Consider the following 20381-nt stretch of genomic DNA (forward strand, 5'->3'; position numbering starts at 1 on the left):
CAAACTCTCGAAAAAATTGACTGTCATGTTTTATATCTAGTTTTCAAAGAACTTTTTTGAACTTTTTTTAAAAGTCGCTTAGATATTATAGCAGTAAAATAAAAAAGCAAAATTATTTTTTTATTTTTTTTTTGATTTTTAATTTGTAATTTATCGAAAGAATAATTATTCTTCTCTTACATATTTTATATTTATTTTATATTATATAAATGAATTTGTGTGAAAAAGTAGTAAAATATTAGCAAACATTAAAAATAATATAAAAGGAGATTCAATGACAAGAAAGTATAAGCTTCTTTCAGTACTTTTTGGTACTTCAAGCTTAACTACACTAATTGCTGCTAGTTGTGGAACTTCGCAGCAAAAGAAAACACCAGAAACAGCTCAATATCCAACCGACAAAGCTGCTTCTGATAATACTGTTCGTCTAGCAACTGCACAAGGAAAGGTATACCCTTTAATGATTGCTCTTAAGCAACTTGTGCCTTTATATAATCAAACAATGAAAGATCAAGCAGGATATTTACCTGTTGTTTTAGAGACAGCTGATGAAACTAAAGCAAAAAGTGAATATGAACTTGGAACACAAGCTGAAAATTATATCAGAACTAATGATGCAAAACTTGCTAACTTACTCTTAGGTAACAAAACCACTGCATATCAAATTAATTCATATGGTAAGATTTTAGATGTTTCTGATACTTTACCTAACAATTTGTTTCCAACTAAAATCTTAAAGAATCACAACAACTTAGTTGGTGAAGAAACATCAGGTGGAAAAATTTATAACCTTCCTTTTGATGTTTCTGATACTAATGGATTTAGTATTAACATCGACTTATTAAACAAAGCATTAGAACTAATGAAAGCAGCCGGTGCTACTGTTGTGAGTAAAGGTAAAGTTTTTGAAAAACTTGCTGCAAACAAAGACAAAGGAAATAACATCCCTGCTGAATCAGTAATTAACTACTTAAAGGCGAAACCTGGATCACTAACAGGATATACAGTTAATCAAAAAACTTTTGAAGGTGTTGAAAGTTTATTTGAATTTGCAAGAAAATTCTATTCAGCAGTCGAAGTTGATACTGCTAAAGTTGCTACAGCAACAACCGAACTTATTCCATTACAAGCTTTTTCAATTGACTACCAACAAGATGAGTTTTACAAACTTATCAATAATGATTTAAATTATAAAAAACTTTGAGAACTTGAACCTACAACAAATAACCAATTTGACTTGTCTAAGATCAAATACAACTTACCAAGTGATCAAGCAATGAAAGACAAATTTGTTGAAGTATTTAACAAATTTGTAGATAACCATTCAATACAAGTTCAAACCAAGGTAGGTGATAAAGATGTGTCTAAACCTATCTTATTTAGAGATGTAAAATTCGAAAATAACTCAAATGAATGAGCATCATGACATATGAGACAATATCAAACCATTTTTGCTATAGTTGCTTCTGTCGGTCTTGAGCAATCAGTTAATTCGCAAACATCTCGCAATTTCTTTGCTGCTAAAAACCCTGATGCTCCAAAGAAATGAACAACTCGTGATGATGTTTTCTTACAACAACAAATTACTAAAAACAAAGCAGATGATACTAATGCTACCTATTTTGAAGGTGGTTCTAGTTTAATCCCTGTTGCTGTTGGTAGTAAAGAAGATGCTGCTACAAAGATGTTTTTAAACTGATTGTATAACGGTAAAACCACATGAAATAATAAAGAGGTTAATGTTCGTGATTTAATGTCTGAACTTTCTGCATACATCATTCCATTAAACACAGATTTAACTCGTGGAGTAAGTTTTTACAACAATGTGGAATCAGATTTAGATACACAAATTGCTGCAAATGAAACAAAACTAAAAACTTTATCAGATGGTGAAGAAAAAACCAACCTACAAAAAGCAACTGAAGCATTAAAATCACAAGCTAACTATACACACTCAGCTGCATTATCATTCACTTCATTAAAAGAATTTAACGATGGTAATGAAGATTTATTTAGCTTACCAAGTAATCCTAAAACAACAAAGATTAATGCATACATCGCTACACAATTGCTTAATTCAACCCTTGATAAAAATGCAACTAAAGCAAACGGAACAGATGTGTTAAACCATGTTTTAGATTTAATCAGTAAAGAAAACTAATAATACGAAATCATGTGTATACATGATTTTAAATTTTAACTTTTAACTAGTATTAATAAAAAGGACACAAATGAAAAAATATACTAAACTCTTTTCTATTATTTCCCTTGCTTCAGTAGCTCTTGCAGCAAGTTGCTCACAAAGTAAAACAAAACAAACTGAATATCTAACAAACAATGCTGCAAAAGATAAGAAAATTGTTTTTGCCACTGCACAACCTAATTCTTGACCTTTAATGTATGCATTAGAAAAGATGATTCCTCTGTATAACAAAGAAATGAAAGATCAACCTGGATTTTTACCAATAGAGTTACAAACAAAGGAAATAACAAAAGCAGATGGCGAATTTGGTTTAGCTACACAAACTGAAAATTATATTAAAAGTAACGATTCCAGACTTGCTAACTTGCTTTTAGGTAGCAAAACCACTGCATATATTATCAATAAATATCAAAAACTTCTTGATACATCAAAAGAACTTCCAATTTCTTTATTTCCTAAGAAAATACTTGAAAATCATACTAGTGTTGTTGGAGAAAAACTAGGTAGCAAATTATTTAACTTACCTTTTGATGTCTCAGATACCAACGGATTTATATTAAACATTGACTTAATGAATAAGATGTTAGACTTAATGCGACAAGCAGGAGCAAATATCGACCGAAATGGAAAACTTTTTGATACCTTAAATGAATATAAAGATAAAGGAAATCACATCCCTGATGAATCAGTAATAAATTTCTTAAAAATAAAACCAGATTCATTAAAAGGTTACGCTATAAATTCTAAAACTTTCCAAGGGGTTGAATCGCTTTTTGAACTAGCACACAAGTTTTATGATTCAGTTGAAATAGATAATGATAAGGTTGCTAAATTCAACAAACCTATTATCCCTTTACAAGTCTTTTCAATCGATTACACATTAGATGAATTTTATAAAGTGCTAAATAATAGACTTAAAGGTAAAAAACTTTGACAACTAAACTCCACAAATGGTCAATATGATCAAAGTAAAATTACTTTTAATTTAGCAACAAATAAGAAGATGCAAGCTGATTTTATCGATGTTTTTAACGAATTTGTTAAAAACAAATTAACTATTGTACAAGCATCAAATGACCAAAATGTTAATGATGTTTTATTTAGAGATGTTAAATTTGAAGGAAAAAGCGAATCAAGTTCTTCACATATGCGTCAATATCAGGTAATTTTCAGCATCTTTGCTTCTGTTTCATATGAATACACATTTAATTCAAAGACTATTAGATATTTTAATAAACCAACTGCTGATGTGTTAGCAAAGTGAACCACAAGCGATGATGTTTATTTACAACAACAAGTTTTAAAAAATAAGGCAGACGATGATTTTGCAACCTATATCGAGGGTGGATCATCATTAGTCCCTATTTCAATTGATAATGGTGGTGATGAAGATAAAGCAACTACTATGTTTATTAATTGACTTTACAATGGAAAAACTACTTGAAATAATAAGGAAATTAATGTCCGTGACTTAATGACACAATTAGCTGCTTATGTTATACCTTTAAATAAGGATTTAGAACGTGGAATCAGTTTTTATGAAAATGCTGAAAAAACCTTAAAGGATGAAATTGATACTAATGAAGCAAAACTCAAAAATCAACCTAATAAAACCTTAGAAGATAAAACTGATGAACTAAAAACTGAAACACATCATCTTCATTCAGGAGCATTATCATTCACTTCATTAAAAGAATTTGTCGATACAGATGTAGCAAAATTATTTGATTTACCAGGTAATGAAACTACCTCAAAAATCGATGCTGTAATTAAGGAATCATTAATAAATTCAACATTAAACAAAAATCCATCTTTTAAAACAGGACAGCAAGTTTTAGATGAAGTTCTACAAATTATTTCAAAAAATCAGTAATAAGATTGCACTATGTGCAATTTTATTTTGCTAATTCTTTTATTTATGATTTTGCATTATAATATAGCAATAATCCATAAGGAGTTATAATGAAAAAGTTACTGAGATTTTTATCAATCGCATCATTAGCAACATCAGCAGTTGCTATTAGTTGTTCAAATGCACAAAAACAAAGAGAAAGTAAAATTCTTTTTGCTACATCACAAGGTGATTATTTTCCTTTGATTATGGGACTAAAGGAAATTATCCCATTGTATAATCAACAAATGAAAGACCAACCTAATTTTCTTCCTGTGCAACTACTAACTAGCAATGACACCAAAACTAATTCAGAATTAAAATTAGCAGCTCAAAATGCAGAATATATCAAAAACGATGATAGCAAGCTAGCAAACATTTTTTTAGGTAACCAAGCAGGTGCATTTTTAATTAATTCATATAATAAACTTTTGGATGTTTCAAGTGTGTTACCGGTTAGTTATTTTCCAAGCAAACTTGTTACAACTCACACTAATTTAGCTGGCGAAAAAATTAATAATACTCGTATTTATAATCTTCCTTTTGATGTTACTGATATAGATGGTTTTTCTATAAATATCGATTTGTTAAATAAAGCATTTGAATTTTTAAAACAAGCTGGAGCAACTATTGATGAAAATTCAAAAATATATCAATATGCTTTGCAGCACAAGGATTTAGGTAACCAAATACCAAGTAATTCATTAATCAACTACTTAAAAATCAAAGACGATACCAATTTAAAAGGTTATATAATTAATGATGCTACATTTAACGGGATAGAATCACTTTTTGATCTTGCTCGTAAGCTTAAAAGTATATTAGAATTTGATAAATCAAAGGTTGAAACAAGCGATCAAATTGATGATTTAGCGATTTTCACAATCGATGAAAGAGATGATGCATTTTTAAAAGTTTTAAATAACAAACTACAGGGCAAGCGAATTTGGCAACTTCAAAAAACTAATGATAAATATGACTTTTCAAAGGTGAAATACAATCTTGAAGATGCTAGCATAAAAAAGGCATTTATAGATACATTTAATGAATTTGTTGCTCTAAATCATAATGAATATTTAAATAATGCAGTTTTTCAAGATATAAAATTTGAAAACCAAATGGATGAATGAGGTTCATGAGCATTGCGTGATTATAAAGCGATTTTTTCTTTTGTAGCTAATGTAGGTTATGAGCAATCTATGGATAGTCCAATTTCCAGATTTTTTTATTTAAGCAAAGATGATAAAGAAAAATATAAAAAATGAGCACAAAAAGATGATATTTATTTACAGGAACAACTTACCAAAAACAGAGCAAATGATGCTTTTTCCACATACATCGAAGGTGGATCAAATTTAATCCCAATTTCAATTGATAATGGAGGAAAACAAGATAATGCAACTTTATTATTTTTAAAATGACTTTATCAAGGAAATGTAAATTATAATGGTGAATACATTAAGGTTACTGATTTATTAGCACAAAAAACTGGTTATATAATCCCACAAAAAAGTCAAATTGAATCTGCATCAGATTGATATGTTCAAAGACAAACTATTTTAACTAATAAAATAAAGCTACTTAAAAATCAACTTAAAACTAATTCAAATAATTCCGATGAAATCCAAAAACAAATTGATAAATTAAGCACAGAAAGTAATTATTTATATGCAGCTGACACAACTTTTAAAGGACTAAAAAACTTTGAAAACAGTAAAAGCGAAGATATTTTTTGAGTTCCTATCGACCAAACAACATCTGCTATTGTCGAAAAAATTCGCTCTTTACTTCTTGATTCTACATTGAAAAAGAATCCAAAAATAATAACAGGAGAACAAGCATATCAAATCATTTTAAATATGATAAAAAACTCATAGTTATTGTCATATTTATTTTTGTTTTTGTATATTTGGTAAAATTTATTTATGAATGGTATAGCAAGTGTAAAAAATCTTGTTTTTGTAAAACAAAAAAAAGAAATTTTAAATATCCCAGAATTATATATTCCCGAAAATAAAATAATATCGATAGTTGGACCATCAGGAGCAGGCAAAACTACCTTATTAAATTTGTTATCTAAAATTGAAACACCAAAAAGTGCTGAAATCACTCTTTTTAACAATATGCAGACTGCTCAAATAGGTTATATTTTGCAAGAAAACTTTCTTTATGAGGAAATAAGTGTTTTTCATAATATTTATCTAAGCGCAAAAAACTCATTTGTTTGAAGACATGAAAAAAGGTTAGAATTCTTACAAAATTTTGATGCTAAATATTATTTATCACCTTTTTTACAAAAACTTATTAATAAGTATAAAGAAACAAAAAACGAAAAGAAAGAAAGATGATTATTCTATACAATATGACATTTTTTGTTTTTTAAATATATGTTTAAAAACAAAAATGCATTTAAAGTTATACAAAAAGAATCAAAACTTAAGCAGTTTTTCAAAAAAGACCTAGATTTTATTGCTGATAAAGTAGAAATAAAGCAAATTTTAAAGCAAAAAGCACAAAATATCTCAGGTGGTCAAAAGCAGCGTGTATTAATTGCTAAAGCGATAATTAAAAAGTCTACTTTGATGCTTATGGATGAACCCTTTTCAGCTCTCGATGTTAAGATTAAAGAAAAAACTATTGAATGAATTTTAAAAATCAAGAAAGAATTTAATTTATCAATTATTTTAGTTACTCACGATCAAAATGATGCTTTAAAACTTAGTGATTATATAATGGTAATGAATAATGGCAGAATAGAACAATTCGATACAAAAGATAAAGTGTTAGAAGAACCTGCATCATACTTTGTAGCGCACTTCTTTTGCTCACCAAGATTAAATCTAATCAAAGAGGATGATATATATAAATATTTTGTAAAACCTAAAGATATTCAAATTTCCTTATCGACTGATTCAGAATGAATTGTTAGACAAAAGGAAAATATTGCTGATCTAACAATATATACAATACAAAATCAAGACAAAGAATATGTAGTTTCAAACACAAATTCAACATTGAATATTTTAGATAAAGTAGATGTAAATATACCAGAAAACAAAATAATGAGTTTTAAACATGAAGAAGTTATCGATCAACAAAACTAAATTATCTAATGTTTCACTTGCTTTATTATATATTCTACCTTTGTTAATCCTTGTAATCATCTTTTATATCTACCCCGTAGTGAATTTAGTTCATGAATCATTTATAAATTTTCCATCAAAAACTAAGAAAATTTATTATTTTTATGGTTGAGATAATTATCGTCGTGTTATAGAAGATAACGACTTTCAGACAGGATTGAAAAATTCCACCTTTTTGTTTTTTGTACCTACATTTATCTCTTTATTTTTATCTATAATTGTTTCTTATTTAATCAGTTCTTTAACTTTAAAAAGAACTAGAAACTTTTTTTTAAAGTTAATTTATTCACAATTTTTTATTTCTGGTTATACAGTTGGATTAGCTTTTATCTTGCTATTTGGTGAAGAGAACTTGTTTTTTGGTATATTTAATTCGAAACGGAGTTTTCTTTATGGAAATAACTTATTAAGTATTAAATTTTATATGACGCTGTTTCAACTTTGACGATCAATGCCCTTTAATATCGTTATTTTTGGTTTTATTTTTAGTCGCATTAATGTTAAATATGCTAAATTAATTAAAATAGATAATCTTAGATTCTGAGATCGACTTAAATATTTATATTATGTTGAATTCCGAAAATACTTTATTTTAGTTACATATACAAACTTAATTTTCTCTTTTTTAATGTATCCTGGTGCTATCATACCTGAAGAACGCATCTTACCAACTGGGGCTCATACACTTACAAGTTATATTTTTTCATTAATTAAACCTTTTGCAGGAACATTATCAGTAGATACAAACAAAGCATATGCAGCAAGTTTACTAGTAATTTTATACTTACTGTTTCTGTTTATAATAAGCTGATTAGGTTTATTTGTATTCAAAAAGACTTTTCAACTTATTATAAAGTATAAAGGAGCAAAAGATGTATAAAAAAGCATTTAAGGAAGCATTAATTATTATTTTAATAGTCATTTTAATCATTATCATCTTATTTCCGATTTATATTTTAATCGTCTCTGCCTTAATGCCTACCGATGATGTGGTTAATAAAAGATTTACTATAAGATTGAGAAAGTTTGATTTTTCTAATTTCAATTTCTTTAGTGATATTCGTTTTTGAAAAGCAGTTGGACTTTCTCTAAGTAGTTCCTTGATGCTTTTATCTATTCGTTTGATAACATACACACTATTTGTCATAGGTATTTCAAAACTCGGAAAAAGATCTAAGAAGGTTATCTTACTTATAATACTTATTTTATCTTTCATCCCTGAATTTGCTATATACTTATCATTAAATAAGGTGCTTAATGAACTGAACATCACAAACAGTTTAACACCTTTATCACTTGTTACAAATGGATTTTTCTCTTACTTTTTTATGTATAATCTACTTATCCATTTTGAAAAGAGTAAACAAAAATATTATAAAGCAATGAAAATTGATAATCTCACATTATGACAGAAAATATATTTAATTTATTGAAAAGAAATGAAAGAAACCTATATTCTCTTGATTATTTTTAGTTTTGTTTCTGTATGAAATGATTATTTATGACCAAATTATATACTTAGCGGAACAAATGATGCAACTGTCGGTATCTGATTTAGACAAATTGGACAAGTCCCTGCTGGAGGAAGTTTGCTAAACATTCAATCTGCTGGGGCATTAGTTGTTATTGCTATACCATTAACAGTTTACTTTATTTTTTCTAAGAAAATTGTTCGTTCTGTTTAAAATACTTTTAAGTCTTTATTATAACTTAAAAGTATTTTATTTATAAATATCAATATTTTGAATGTTTAATGTTTCTATTTTATTTTTCTTTTCTTTCATACCATTTTTATATAATGTAATAATAACCCCGTTTATTTGGGTGTTGTTCGAACTTACAACAAATTTTTCTTTTTTACTTCCATCATCATTTATTTTAGCCATTATTTCAGCAGGATTTACACCAATAGCAGAATTAATAGGACCTACCATTCCGGCATCAGTTATATAGACTGTTCCGTTTGGTAAAATATGTGCATCGTTTGTTTGGACATGTGTATGTGTCCCACATATAGCATCAACTTTTCCGTCTACATACAAACCAAAAACATATTTTTCGCTTGTTGTTTCTGCATGAAAATCTATAAAATGAAAATCTGCTTTTTGGAAATTATTTGTTAATTCATCAAAGGATAATAAAAATGAATTAGCATATTGTTCCTGTCAAGGCTTAAACAGTTCGTTAAAACTTACTCCCATAAAAGAAGAAACTCTTAATGTTGAACCATTTATACTAAAAACCTTTGATCCAAATCCCTCATATTCATAATTAACATTAAAAGGTCTCACTATATCTGCTTTATTAATAATTTGCAATATACTTTCATCAGCTCAAACATGATTTCCCATTGTAAAACAATCAATTCCTGCTTTTTTTAAGCGATAATAATCTTCCACCGACAAACCTTTACGTCCTGTTACATTTTCTCCTTGTGCAATGACAAAATCAATATTGTGTTCTTTTTTTATCTTATATAAATATTTTTCAACAGTTATAATACCTGGTAATCCAAAAATATCACCTAAAAACAAGATTCTGATACTCATAATACATATATTATAAATGTTTATAAAAATAAGTAAGGCTAATGCTTACTATATTCTTGAACTTGACTTAGGATTTCATCATATATATCAGAATGTGTTAATAAATAATCACGTAGGTTTTTCTTACCCTGAGCAACATTTTGTCCTTGATATCCATATCAAGCACCCTTTTTATCAAGTATATCTTTTTCAGTCGCCATATCAATTACTTCACCAATTTTATCAATTCCTTTATCGAAGTAAAATTCACTTTGTCCACTACGATATGGTGGTGCAATTTTGTTTTTAACAACTTTAAATTTAATTTCAGCACCTATAACTTCTTTATCTTCAATAATTTGTTGTCCCTTACGAACTTCTACACGAATGCTTGAATAGAATTTCAACGCACGACCACCTGGTGTTGTTTCTGGATTACCAAAAATTACCCCAACTTTTTCGCGGATTTGATTAATAAAAATAATAGTAGTTTTATTTTTATTAAGATTTCCTGTTATTTTTCTTAATGCCTTTGACATTAAGCGGGCTTGAGCACCAATTTGTTGATCTGTCATTTCTCCGTTCAATTCTGCTTCTGGAACTAATGCTGCTACTGAATCGACTATTATTAAATCAATATTACCTGTTTTTGCTAAAATATCAACTATTTCAAGTGCTTGCTCACCACTATCAGGTTGCGATAGGATTAAATTATTAACATCAACACCTATTTTTTGAGCAAATAATGGATCTATTGAATGTTCTGCATCGATAAATGCCGCAACTCCACCTTGTCTTTGAATCTCTGCTACTGCATGTAATGATAAAGTTGTTTTACCACAACTTTCTGGTCCATAAATCTCTATGATACGCCCTTTTGGGTAACCACCACCAAGTAAATTATCTAGTGTTATACTACCACTACTGAATGTTTCTACTGCTAATTCAGGAACATCTCCTAAAAGCATAATAGATTCTTTACCAAACTTCTTCTCGATTTGATTTATCGTTGTAGCTATAATGTCTTTATTGTTTTCCATTTTACCTCCAATATTATAATAAAATATTCAATAATATGGACTAATAAAGAACAAAATATAAACTATTTAACTGTGTTAATTAATGTATATCGCATTTCTCTACCACCATATTCTTCTTCAAAGATAACTTTTGTAGCAGGTGATGGCGAAACATTTGGATCGGCTCATATTCTTGTGCTATTTACATATTTTTTTAAATCAAAATCTTCTAATTTTTGTTTACTTAATAGCAATTTTGGATATGTATAAATATATTCACTTAATTTTTTTCTTGTTATTGTCTTTTTACCACCTTTTTCAGTAGTTTCTATTTCAAAAGAAAGGATATATCCTTGTTTTGTTAACATAAATATTCTTTCTTCATAATGATATGTTGGTTTTTTTATAGAAACTTTTACATCATTTGCAATACTAAATAATTTTTTCTTAGGGAAAAATGATGGTGGGATTTTTGATAAATCATTGCATTTAAGTTCACCCTCATCCTCACATTCATCGTCATCTTCATCAACATCAGAAGCTTTGCTATTTTCTCCCTCCATATCCTCATCTTTTTCATCGGATTCTTGTATTTTTTTAGAGTCTTCTGATTTTTTCAGTTCTTCTTCTTTTTGTTTTTTTTCTTCTTCCTCTAGTTGATTATTATCTTTTTGATTTTCATTTTGTTCATCTTTCTCTTTATCATCATCATCATCTGTTTTTTGGGTTTTTGGTTCATTGAATGAGTTCTTTAGTTTCTCTAACAAACTTTGATTTTGTGTTTTTTCATCTTTTTTAGGTTCAATATAATTTTCTTCTTTTGGTTTTTCTACAATCTCTTTATTTTCTTGCTTATCATCTACTATTTCTTTCTTTTCTTTAGGTATTTCTCGTTCTAATGGTTCTTCAATTTCATAAAAATTATATCTTTGCACAACAAAATCAATTATCTCATTATTATCTGCTATAAAATAATCTTTATAAATCTTTTGTTTAGTCTCTGCATCATCAACAACATCTGCTTTAACAAATTCATCTGTTGCGATATTTGGTGACTGCATAAATTTAAATTTATCAAAATTAAATAACAAAAACAATCAATTCTCTTCGAACAACACTCTTTTTTCATCTTCTGCTTTTTCTGTTGTAAAATTTCTTTTAGTCTTAAATGTTTTATAGTCAAAAGAACCTTTGTCATAGGAAGAAATGAAATTATTTGAGTATCTTAATCAAGTTTTTAATGAAGTTAAATACTCTTGTGCATTAATACTCTTTTGCTTTTTAATATACTTTTGAATATCTTCATTATTATCATACAATTTGTGTAAAATTTCTTGGATATAGTCGTTTTTTATAAAGTTATCTCAATTATCATTTTCTGCATTTACAGAATTATTAACTAAGAAACTAACTTCATTTTGCTGTGGCTTAGAACAAGAAATAGCAGCAAGCACTGGCATAATAAATAATCCTAAACTTATAATTTTTCTAACTCATTTTTTCATTCTTTCAAACTCCAAACATAAATGCAGGTTCACCATATTTTTGTTTTTTCACCATTACATCTTCAAATTCTGGATATGCATTAGGATATTGATGTATAAATAATGTGTGAACAACTGATGAAACTAACGGAAGTGAAATGGTATTTGCTTTTGAACTACCAAAATATCAATTCATTGCTTTCATAGATAATTTAGGATTTTCAGTATCTAGATTTTCTATTAAAATTCTGAAAACCATCTTTCCTTTACTAATATAATAGATAACACTATTTCGAAATTCTACGCTTTCAATTCCTTGAATCTTATTATCTAAATAATTGTCATTAAATCTAAATGGTGGATATGAAATTTTTGAATCAATTGATTTTTTGTATTCTGAACTTGCTGTTTTCCCATTTTGCAGTCCATCATAGACATATTCGATAAATTCAAAATTAAATTTATCTATATTTGTAAAAAAATAATATCAATTTTGAGAAAATTTTTCATTTTGTCTTATCGCAAAATCTCTAAAATGAACCCTGATATCCGATAATTGTTTTATTTTACTTGCCAGTTGTGCTTCTTTTTCAATTATTTGCTTACTGTTTATTTTAGGTGTAAATTTTAGTTCTTTTAAATCGGTTTCGATATCGTCTATTTCGTCTTCTATATTACTTAACTGTTCTTTGTATTTTTGTAATAATTTATTATATTCCTGCGACATAGTTATAAAAGTTTTTTCAATTTCATCTTTACTTTGTTTTTGTTTGTTTATAAATTCTAGTTTTTTAACTTCTGAACCTTTAAATAAATCATTTAAAATATCATTAATAAGAGCATCTGTTTTCTTTTGTCTAATGTTATTTGGATTTGAACTTATATCTTCTTCATTTGATATTAAGGAACTTAGTTTTTCACCTTGTGAATAATCCGAGCAAGAAACTGATATCAAAGGAACTAAAAATAATGAATTTAAAAATATTTTTTTAACTTTCATCACTATCTCCAAGACTAAAACGAGAAATATAATTATATTTGTGGTTTAGATTGTATTCATAAATGCTTCGATGTAGCATTTCTGAATAATTTTCTCTTTCGAATAATTTTGCAAAATTTTGGTCTGTAAATTTTGCAAAAACTTCTTTTTTTATTTGTGCATCTGTTTTATTTTCATCTTCATCTATTATCTTTTTTTGGTAATTAAATAAACTATCAAGTGATTTTTTATATGCATCTTTTCAACTTTGGATAAATACATCATAAACTTCATTGAATGTCCCTAAAACTCTTGTGGTTAATATTTCAGGTAATATAAAAATATGCATTTGCGATTGATTATTGACTTGTTTTTTATATACAAATACTGGCATAATTGAACTATCGTTAAGTTCTATAAACAATATTTTTGTATCTATATATTTATTTAACTCAGATGCTGCTTCTTTGTATTCATCTGGTATCAAATTAATGAATCTTTGTTCATAAATTTTCTTAATTTTGAATTTATTTATTTTATACAAAAGCGAATCAGTATTTTTTACTTCATCATCTTTGTTTTTAATCATTAACTTTTCAAACAACAAATCCTTTATATTTGTTGTTTGATTATTTAAATAATCACGATCATCTTTGAAATTTTCACCATATGGGTTATAAATAAAAGTGAATTTATTAATATTATTTAAATACCAAAACCAATTTTCATTTAACAATTTTGTTAAAAGATTTATACCTTTTTTAGCATATTTACCAGTCAATTCACTTCGATCTTTCGAATTTACATAAATAAATAAAGGTGCATACGTTAAAGCAGATGATATATCTGATAAATAACCATTGTTTATTGAATTTTGTTCATTATAAAATTCGTTTTTAACTTGCTCGCTTGTGCTTTCATCAAAATAGTAACTATTAGCAATTGTTAATAAATCATCATTTTGATGAACTTGCTTTACTAAATAATTTCTGTAATCCACTTTACTTTCTTGTTTATTTGTATACGAGTTTATAAATTCGCTTTTGTTAGAGTTTATACTAACAAAAGCAGATACAAGTGATATAACAGCAACGCCTAAAACACTTGCTGATGTTATTAGACTAATTTTTAATCACTTTTTCATAAAAAACCTCCTCTAAATTATTTTCATTTGCTCCAGAATACAAAATTTTTCCTTGATGAATCAGTGTAAATGAATCTACATATTTTTTAATTTCACTCAATATATGCGAACTTATAAAAATAGTTGTTCCGTTTTGGTGTAATTCTTTTAGTATTTTGAATAATTGATATCGTGCTGTCGGGTCTAAATTAGCACCAGGCTCATCTAAAATTAACAATTCCGGATCATTTAGTAACGCTTGAATTAATAGAACTTTTTTCTTTTGACCTGATGAAAAATAAAAAGGTTTTTTGTTTTTTAGATCTAAAATACCGAAGTTTTCTAGCATCTGATCGATTTTTTGTAACAATTTTTCTTTTTCAGTTGCTTGTTTTAAATTTAACATCCCTAAATACTTTAAATATTCAAATGTAGTAATTTCTTTAGGGAATATAGTGTTTTCAGGAACATATCCTAATCTTTGTCTACTATCTGGTTTTTTAATGCTTATTCCATTTATTAAAACATCTCCTTGATAATTTATATATGATCCAATAATAGTTTTTATTGTTGTTGTTTTCCCTGCTCCGTTTTCTCCTATAAAAGCATGAAAACTTCCGGTTTTTACATCAAAATTTAAATCAAAAATACCAGTATTCTTCTTTTTTGAATAAAATTTACTTAAATTTCTAACTTCTAGAATATTCATTATTTATAATCCTTACGATAATATAATTTGTTATTTACTAATACCAATGCTGCTGATAAAATAATTCAAATCAAAAAGTAAATATTTTTTTCAACTACCTTTATATTTGTTCGACTTAGCTCATAAACATCTTCAACTGGTGTAAATAAATAATTGTTAGATTTGTTTAAATCATAGCGAATAATTATTTTTGAATTGTTTTTATCACCTGATACTTCTTGTTTTGCTACATAATCAGAATATCCACCTATATTGTAGTCAAAACCATCTATATTAATTGTATATGTATCAGGATCATAATTATTATTAATATCATTATGTAAAATTGCATCAAAAAGTTTTGTGTCTAAATAAGAAAAATATCCATAATAAATCAATGCAACTGCTAAATAAATTTTCTTTTCTGTCAAACTCTTTATTAACTTGTTTTTTAAAGAACTTGGATCCAATACAACACTCTGAGTTTGTAATCTTAATAAATGACTATTTTCACTATTTAATGCATCTGAAAGATATTTAAAATAGATATCCTTGCTTTCAAGTTGCTGTGTATTTTGTGTTTTATTAAGCACTTGTTGATAAAATTTCTGTGCATAATCATCAAATGCCAAATCTGATAAAAGTTCCTTAATATATTTTCACTTTAGTTCACCTACAATATTTTGCGAAGAGTTATAAACAAATTTATCTTCCGGAAATTCAGTCTTAAAAGTATCAGCACCATCTCTTGCATAAATAATATTGGTATTAATTAAATTATTGAATATAGTTTGATTTTTAAGTGCTGTAGGCACCAAAAATGCATTTTTATTTACTATAACAGCAGGTTGAATAATTTGAGAATCAGGATTTTTAACTTCAGATGTGCTTTTTAACTTATCAGTTACACTATATTGTTTTAGATTAGATTTAGGTAAAAGAATATAATTATAGATATAAGAATCCTTGTTTTTATAAAACAAGTATTTGGATAAATTGCTGTCTTGTTCATCTGAAAATGCATTAAAAATATTAGCATTATTAATATTAAATATATCCAGCATTTGATAAGGTGTAATTAAATATGAATATATTTGTCAATCTCTAGCAGATGCTTTTGAAGTAGCAAAAGCTTTATCAAGAAATTCTTTTTGATTTTTATTGAATTCTGAACTCTCATATCCATTAGGAACTATGTAATATTTATCATATCCATTGTTTAAATAGAATTTTTCTGCATTTACTCTATTTCCTGATAAATGATTCTGATATGGTAAATTTAAATAATATGCATAATTGTTTGCTGTTGAAGTGCTTTTAGCAGCAATTATGCTTCCACCTATTGCTAGCGGACTAAAAAGCAAAATAGGTAGTGTTATAGCGACTTTTGTGTTGATTTTGTAAGCAATCAAAGATGTGAATGTTCCAAATAAAATGTATGCTAGAAAGAATGTAGCAAGACTTATAAAGATTAAATATCACATAATTACTAATAGTTTTAAACTTGCCAGAATAAATATATTAGAGAATATAATTATAACAGCTCAATATAGTCCAAAAACTATATTAGAAAATGTTTTTGCTCATATAATGCTTTTTCTCGAAATAGATTTTGATAAAGTAAGTAATTCTATCCCTTCTTCTTCTAAATCTTTATATATATTAATAGTTTTTATTGCTGAAAAGAAAACTGTAATTAATAATTCAACAAAGATTACTATATAAAAGGATAACATTTTTTGTTTTGTATTTATATTTAGTTGACTAAATACTATTGAACTTATTATTGAAATTATAATCCATATAATGGGTACTATAATTGTGTTCTTTTTCTTCAAAATTAATTTATGTATAAAAAATACATAATAGAAAAACTTTTTCATTTGTCTCCTTATATTACTTAATAGTAATATATAAATATTATAGTATAGTAATATAAAAAAGCAAATTATTTTTAATTTTATGTTTTTCTTGCTTTTTTACTTTCACACAAGCATAAAAAGCAAGAAAAAAACTACATATAAATTTATGTAGTCTTATTTTTCTTTGTATAAGCAATAATTTTTTGAATTAATTCTTCTTTTTCCATATCAGCATAACCAAAAATATTTAATTTTTCTCCTATTTTATGAAGCTGGCTAAGTGGCAATCTAATAAGCTTTTTATATTCTTCGCTTTCTTGTGGTTTCGGTTCTTGTGGTTGCTGTGTTTGCTGGTTTTGTTGTGGATTTTGATTAGTAAATCCAAAAGGCGAAACAAAGGGATTATTATTTTGGTTTTGATTTACATTTTGCATAAATTCTTTTAATGCCTTAGTTTGTAAGATAATAATAAATGTTTTTCTTATTCGACTTACTTCTCTTTGAACCAAAACAAACAATAACACATAAATAAATAAAATAATTATTGATACAATGAATTTAAATAATATAATAGGGTTTCCTTGTAAACCCTTGTAATTACTTGGAGTAAATAAAAAAATTGCTAATGTTATTATGTTATATAAACTAATTAATCAATTAAATAACAATGCTCCATTAGATAAATAACCATAATTTTTTTCTTTTGTTGACCTTTGAACTGACATTACAAAAATGATAATAGTTGAAGCGGAAAACACAAAGGAAAAAAATGTAGTTGTAATATCTTGTTTATATGTATAAGCAGCAGCACCTTGAATATCTTTTATTTGTTCATTTGGTTCAACTGTTTTATTTATTATTTGATATAAATCTACATAAGAATTATAATTAAGACCTACAAATATAATTTGTGCTAAATATAAAGCAGTTAATGCAGATAAAAGTCCGATAAAACTAAAAACTCAAATATTAAAATAGTTTTTGTATTTATCTCAAAGACTTTGCGTATCAGCAAATTGTTCGTTATAATACTTCTTCATTTTGTCCTTTCTTTGCTTCATATATTTTAATAAATTCATCAAAATCTAAATTAGCTACATCAAATTTTGAGTCTGGTTTGCTATAAAATTCTAGATATTTTTTTGTTATCGGATGCTCAAATTCTAATTTATATGCATGCAGTCTTTGTCCTTTATCATCAACTGATTTACCATACAAAGGATCCCCATAAACAGGATTTCCTATATGTTTTAAATGAACCCTGATTTGGTGAGTTCTGCCTGTTTCTAATTCGCATTTAACTAATGTTTTAGGTAAATAATCAATATAAAAACTCTTAATCATTGTAATATGAGTTATAGCAGGTTTGGAATTTATATTTGTAATAGTCATCCTTTGTCTATCGATGTTCGAACGACCTATTGGTAGGTTTAAAAGTAACTTTTTATCTTCTATTATCCCATCGCATATTGCTAAATATTTACGATTTATTTGATGTTTTGCAAACTTCTCGGATAATAACTGGTGTACTAAATTATTTTTAGCAATTATTAATAAACCACTAGTATCCTTATCAATTCGATGCACTATCCCTGGACGCAATAATCCATTTTCATTAGATAAATTGTTTTTAAAATGATACAAAAGTCCGTTTACCAGTGTTCCACTAGTATGTCCAGGTGATGGATGCACCACAAGTCCACTAGGTTTATTAATTACTGATATATATTCATCATCATATATTATATTTAAATCCATTTTTTCAGGTTGAACATGAATTTCTTTATCTAAAACTTTCTGTATTTCTATGTTTTGCCCAACTGAAACAACAAATTTAGGTTTATTTACTAAAATTCCATCTACTCAAACTACTTTTTGTGCAATCAATTCTTTTATATCATTTCGAGAAATATTAGAATTATTTGCTATATATTTATCAATCCTCTCTGTATATTTGACTGTTAAATGTAACATTTTCAAATTATACCAAATTTAAAAAAGTCACACGAAAATATTGTCTTAATGTATAATTGAATTATGTTAGGATTTTTAGAAAAAAGAATGCAAAAGGCACTTGAAAAAGTGCAAAAAAAAGTTACCTTAAACGAAGAAGATATTTTGGTAATCATGCGCGACATCAAAATAGCACTTTTAGAAGCTGATGTTAACTTGCAAGTAGTCAAAGAATTTATTTCTAAGGTTAAAGAAAAAGCTTTAGAAGAAAAAATTGTCGGTAAACTTAACCCATCGCAACACTTCATCAAAATATTGCATAATGAACTTGTTGAAATACTTGGTTCAAAAGTAAAAGAAATTCAAATTAGCAAGCGACCTTATATAATAATGATGTGTGGTTTGCAAGGATCTGGTAAAACAACTGCAACAGCAAAACTCGCTTACTGATTCCGTAAGAAGAAAATGGTGACTAAACCACTAGTTGTAGCTGCCGATATTTATCGTCCTGCTGCTGTTGAACAACTTGTGACATTAGCAAAAGGTATTCAAGTAGATTTTTATGAAGAAGGTATAAATAACAGTGTAGATAATATTGTTTCCACAGCAATGGCAGTAGCAAAAGAAAATCAAAATGATTTAATCATCATCGATACCGCAGGTCGTTTATCAATTGATGAAAAATTAATGGATGAATTAAAAAGATTAAAAAAGATTGCAAATCCAGATGAAATATTCTTTGTAACAGATGCTTTAAGTGGACAAGATGTTATTAATGTTGCAAAAACATTTAATGAAGTATTAAAACTTACTGGGACTATAATTACTAAACTTGATTCTGATGCTCGTGGTGGTGCAGCATTAAGTTTAAGATATATCTTAAACCTACCGATTCGTTTTATCGGAACTGGTGAAAAAACATCTAATTTAGACTTGTTCTATCCTGAACGTATGGCTGATAGAATTTTAGGTATGGGTGATGTTATGTCTTTAATCGAAAAAGCCCAAGATGTAATTGATGAAGATAAAGCAACTAAAATGTTTCATAAAATGATTACAGGTGATTTTGGTTTAGATGATCTTCTTGAGCAAATTAACCAGGTAAAAAACCTCGGTAAATTTTCTAAAATATTAAAAATGCTCCCCGGAAACCTTGCATCCAAAGTAGATGAAAGTCAAATAGAAAAAGCAGAAGAAAAGATGTATGTTTACCAAATTTTGATATCTTCTATGACAAAAAGAGAACGTCAAAATCCAAAACTTTTAAAACAAGTTTCACGGAAAGAACGTGTATTAAAAGGTAGCGGTCGCTCTCCTCAAGAATTTAACAAACTTATTTCTGACTACGAAGCAATGGTAAAACGTATGACAGAAATGGCAAAATCACTTAAAAACGGAGGAGGATTGGGAGGATTAGGTGGAGGTTTTGGTTTCTAAAAAGTAAGTTCAATGAACTTGCTTTTTGTTTTTTTGCAAAAAGCATATAATTTTTCAAATAAGTAGTTATG

The 20381-nt window shown here is 27.1% G+C and carries 16 protein-coding genes; 7 read left to right on the forward strand and 9 right to left on the reverse strand.

The features are described from left to right. Positions 1-274: 274 nt before the first annotated feature. From ACXYRK_RS03065 to ACXYRK_RS03090, 6 genes are all read left to right on the forward strand, one after another. A complete protein-coding gene (locus tag ACXYRK_RS03065; protein WP_458618008.1) occupies positions 275-2161 on the forward strand; it encodes a P68 family surface lipoprotein in 1887 nt (628 codons plus the stop codon). Between the two features lie 70 nt (positions 2162-2231). Further along, entirely contained in the window at positions 2232-4076 is a 1845-nt protein-coding gene (locus tag ACXYRK_RS03070) for a P68 family surface lipoprotein (RefSeq protein WP_458618010.1), read from the forward strand. Between the two features lie 89 nt (positions 4077-4165). Continuing rightward, the gene (locus ACXYRK_RS03075; protein ID WP_458618012.1) at positions 4166-5971 is read left to right on the forward strand and encodes a P68 family surface lipoprotein; all 1806 of its coding nucleotides are present in this window, start codon (positions 4166-4168) and stop codon (positions 5969-5971) included. Positions 5972-6019: 48 nt separating this feature from the next. After that, a complete protein-coding gene (locus ACXYRK_RS03080) occupies positions 6020-7198 on the forward strand; it encodes an ATP-binding cassette domain-containing protein (protein WP_458618014.1) in 1179 nt (392 codons plus the stop codon). Then, positions 7170-8117, forward strand: a complete 948-nt coding sequence (locus ACXYRK_RS03085) for a hypothetical protein (RefSeq protein ID WP_458618016.1) — start codon at positions 7170-7172, stop codon at positions 8115-8117. Before ACXYRK_RS03080 ends, ACXYRK_RS03085 begins: the two co-directional genes overlap by 29 nt. Beyond that, complete coding sequence (locus ACXYRK_RS03090; protein WP_458597699.1) at positions 8110-8922, forward strand: ABC transporter permease subunit; 813 nt, start codon at positions 8110-8112, stop codon at positions 8920-8922. The genes ACXYRK_RS03085 and ACXYRK_RS03090 overlap by 8 nt, the downstream gene beginning before the upstream one ends. A gap of 36 nt (positions 8923-8958) precedes the next feature. Here the strand turns inward: ACXYRK_RS03090 and ACXYRK_RS03095 are convergent, their stop codons facing one another. The 9 genes from ACXYRK_RS03095 to ACXYRK_RS03135 form a co-directional block, all read right to left on the reverse strand. Beyond that, positions 8959-9786 carry a TIGR00282 family metallophosphoesterase gene (locus ACXYRK_RS03095; RefSeq protein ID WP_435129749.1) on the reverse strand — a complete coding sequence of 276 codons (828 nt, stop codon included), beginning with the start codon at positions 9784-9786 and terminating at the stop codon, positions 8959-8961. 38 nt (positions 9787-9824) lie between these two features. Next, complete coding sequence (gene recA / locus ACXYRK_RS03100; protein WP_435129746.1) at positions 9825-10805, reverse strand: recombinase RecA; 981 nt, start codon at positions 10803-10805, stop codon at positions 9825-9827. Between the two features lie 62 nt (positions 10806-10867). After that, positions 10868-12289 carry an aromatic motif membrane protein gene (locus tag ACXYRK_RS03105; RefSeq protein WP_458618018.1) on the reverse strand — a complete coding sequence of 474 codons (1422 nt, stop codon included), beginning with the start codon at positions 12287-12289 and terminating at the stop codon, positions 10868-10870. Beyond that, positions 12273-13268 (reverse strand): aromatic motif membrane protein, encoded by a 996-nt coding sequence (locus ACXYRK_RS03110; protein WP_458618020.1) that lies wholly within the window; start codon positions 13266-13268, stop codon positions 12273-12275. Before ACXYRK_RS03110 ends, ACXYRK_RS03105 begins: the two co-directional genes overlap by 17 nt. Next, a complete protein-coding gene (locus ACXYRK_RS03115) occupies positions 13258-14391 on the reverse strand; it encodes an aromatic motif membrane protein (RefSeq protein WP_458618022.1) in 1134 nt (377 codons plus the stop codon). Before ACXYRK_RS03115 ends, ACXYRK_RS03110 begins: the two co-directional genes overlap by 11 nt. Continuing rightward, the gene (locus ACXYRK_RS03120; protein WP_458618024.1) at positions 14369-15079 is read right to left on the reverse strand and encodes an ABC transporter ATP-binding protein; all 711 of its coding nucleotides are present in this window, start codon (positions 15077-15079) and stop codon (positions 14369-14371) included. Before ACXYRK_RS03120 ends, ACXYRK_RS03115 begins: the two co-directional genes overlap by 23 nt. After that, positions 15079-16794 (reverse strand): ABC-2 transporter permease, encoded by a 1716-nt coding sequence (locus ACXYRK_RS03125; protein ID WP_458597713.1) that lies wholly within the window; start codon positions 16792-16794, stop codon positions 15079-15081. Before ACXYRK_RS03125 ends, ACXYRK_RS03120 begins: the two co-directional genes overlap by 1 nt. A gap of 290 nt (positions 16795-17084) precedes the next feature. After that, positions 17085-17960 carry a hypothetical protein gene (locus ACXYRK_RS03130; RefSeq protein ID WP_458618026.1) on the reverse strand — a complete coding sequence of 292 codons (876 nt, stop codon included), beginning with the start codon at positions 17958-17960 and terminating at the stop codon, positions 17085-17087. Then, positions 17944-18894: an RluA family pseudouridine synthase gene (locus tag ACXYRK_RS03135; RefSeq protein ID WP_458614011.1), complete on the reverse strand. Its 951-nt coding sequence runs from the start codon at positions 18892-18894 to the stop codon at positions 17944-17946. Before ACXYRK_RS03135 ends, ACXYRK_RS03130 begins: the two co-directional genes overlap by 17 nt. 63 nt (positions 18895-18957) lie before the next feature. Here ACXYRK_RS03135 and ffh point away from each other — a divergent pair, with 63 nt between their 5' ends. Further along, positions 18958-20310 (forward strand): signal recognition particle protein, encoded by a 1353-nt coding sequence (ffh, locus tag ACXYRK_RS03140; protein ID WP_458618028.1) that lies wholly within the window; start codon positions 18958-18960, stop codon positions 20308-20310. Positions 20311-20381: the final 71 nt, after the last annotated feature.

The sequence above is a fragment of the Mycoplasma sp. AC1221 genome (genome assembly GCF_054353815.1).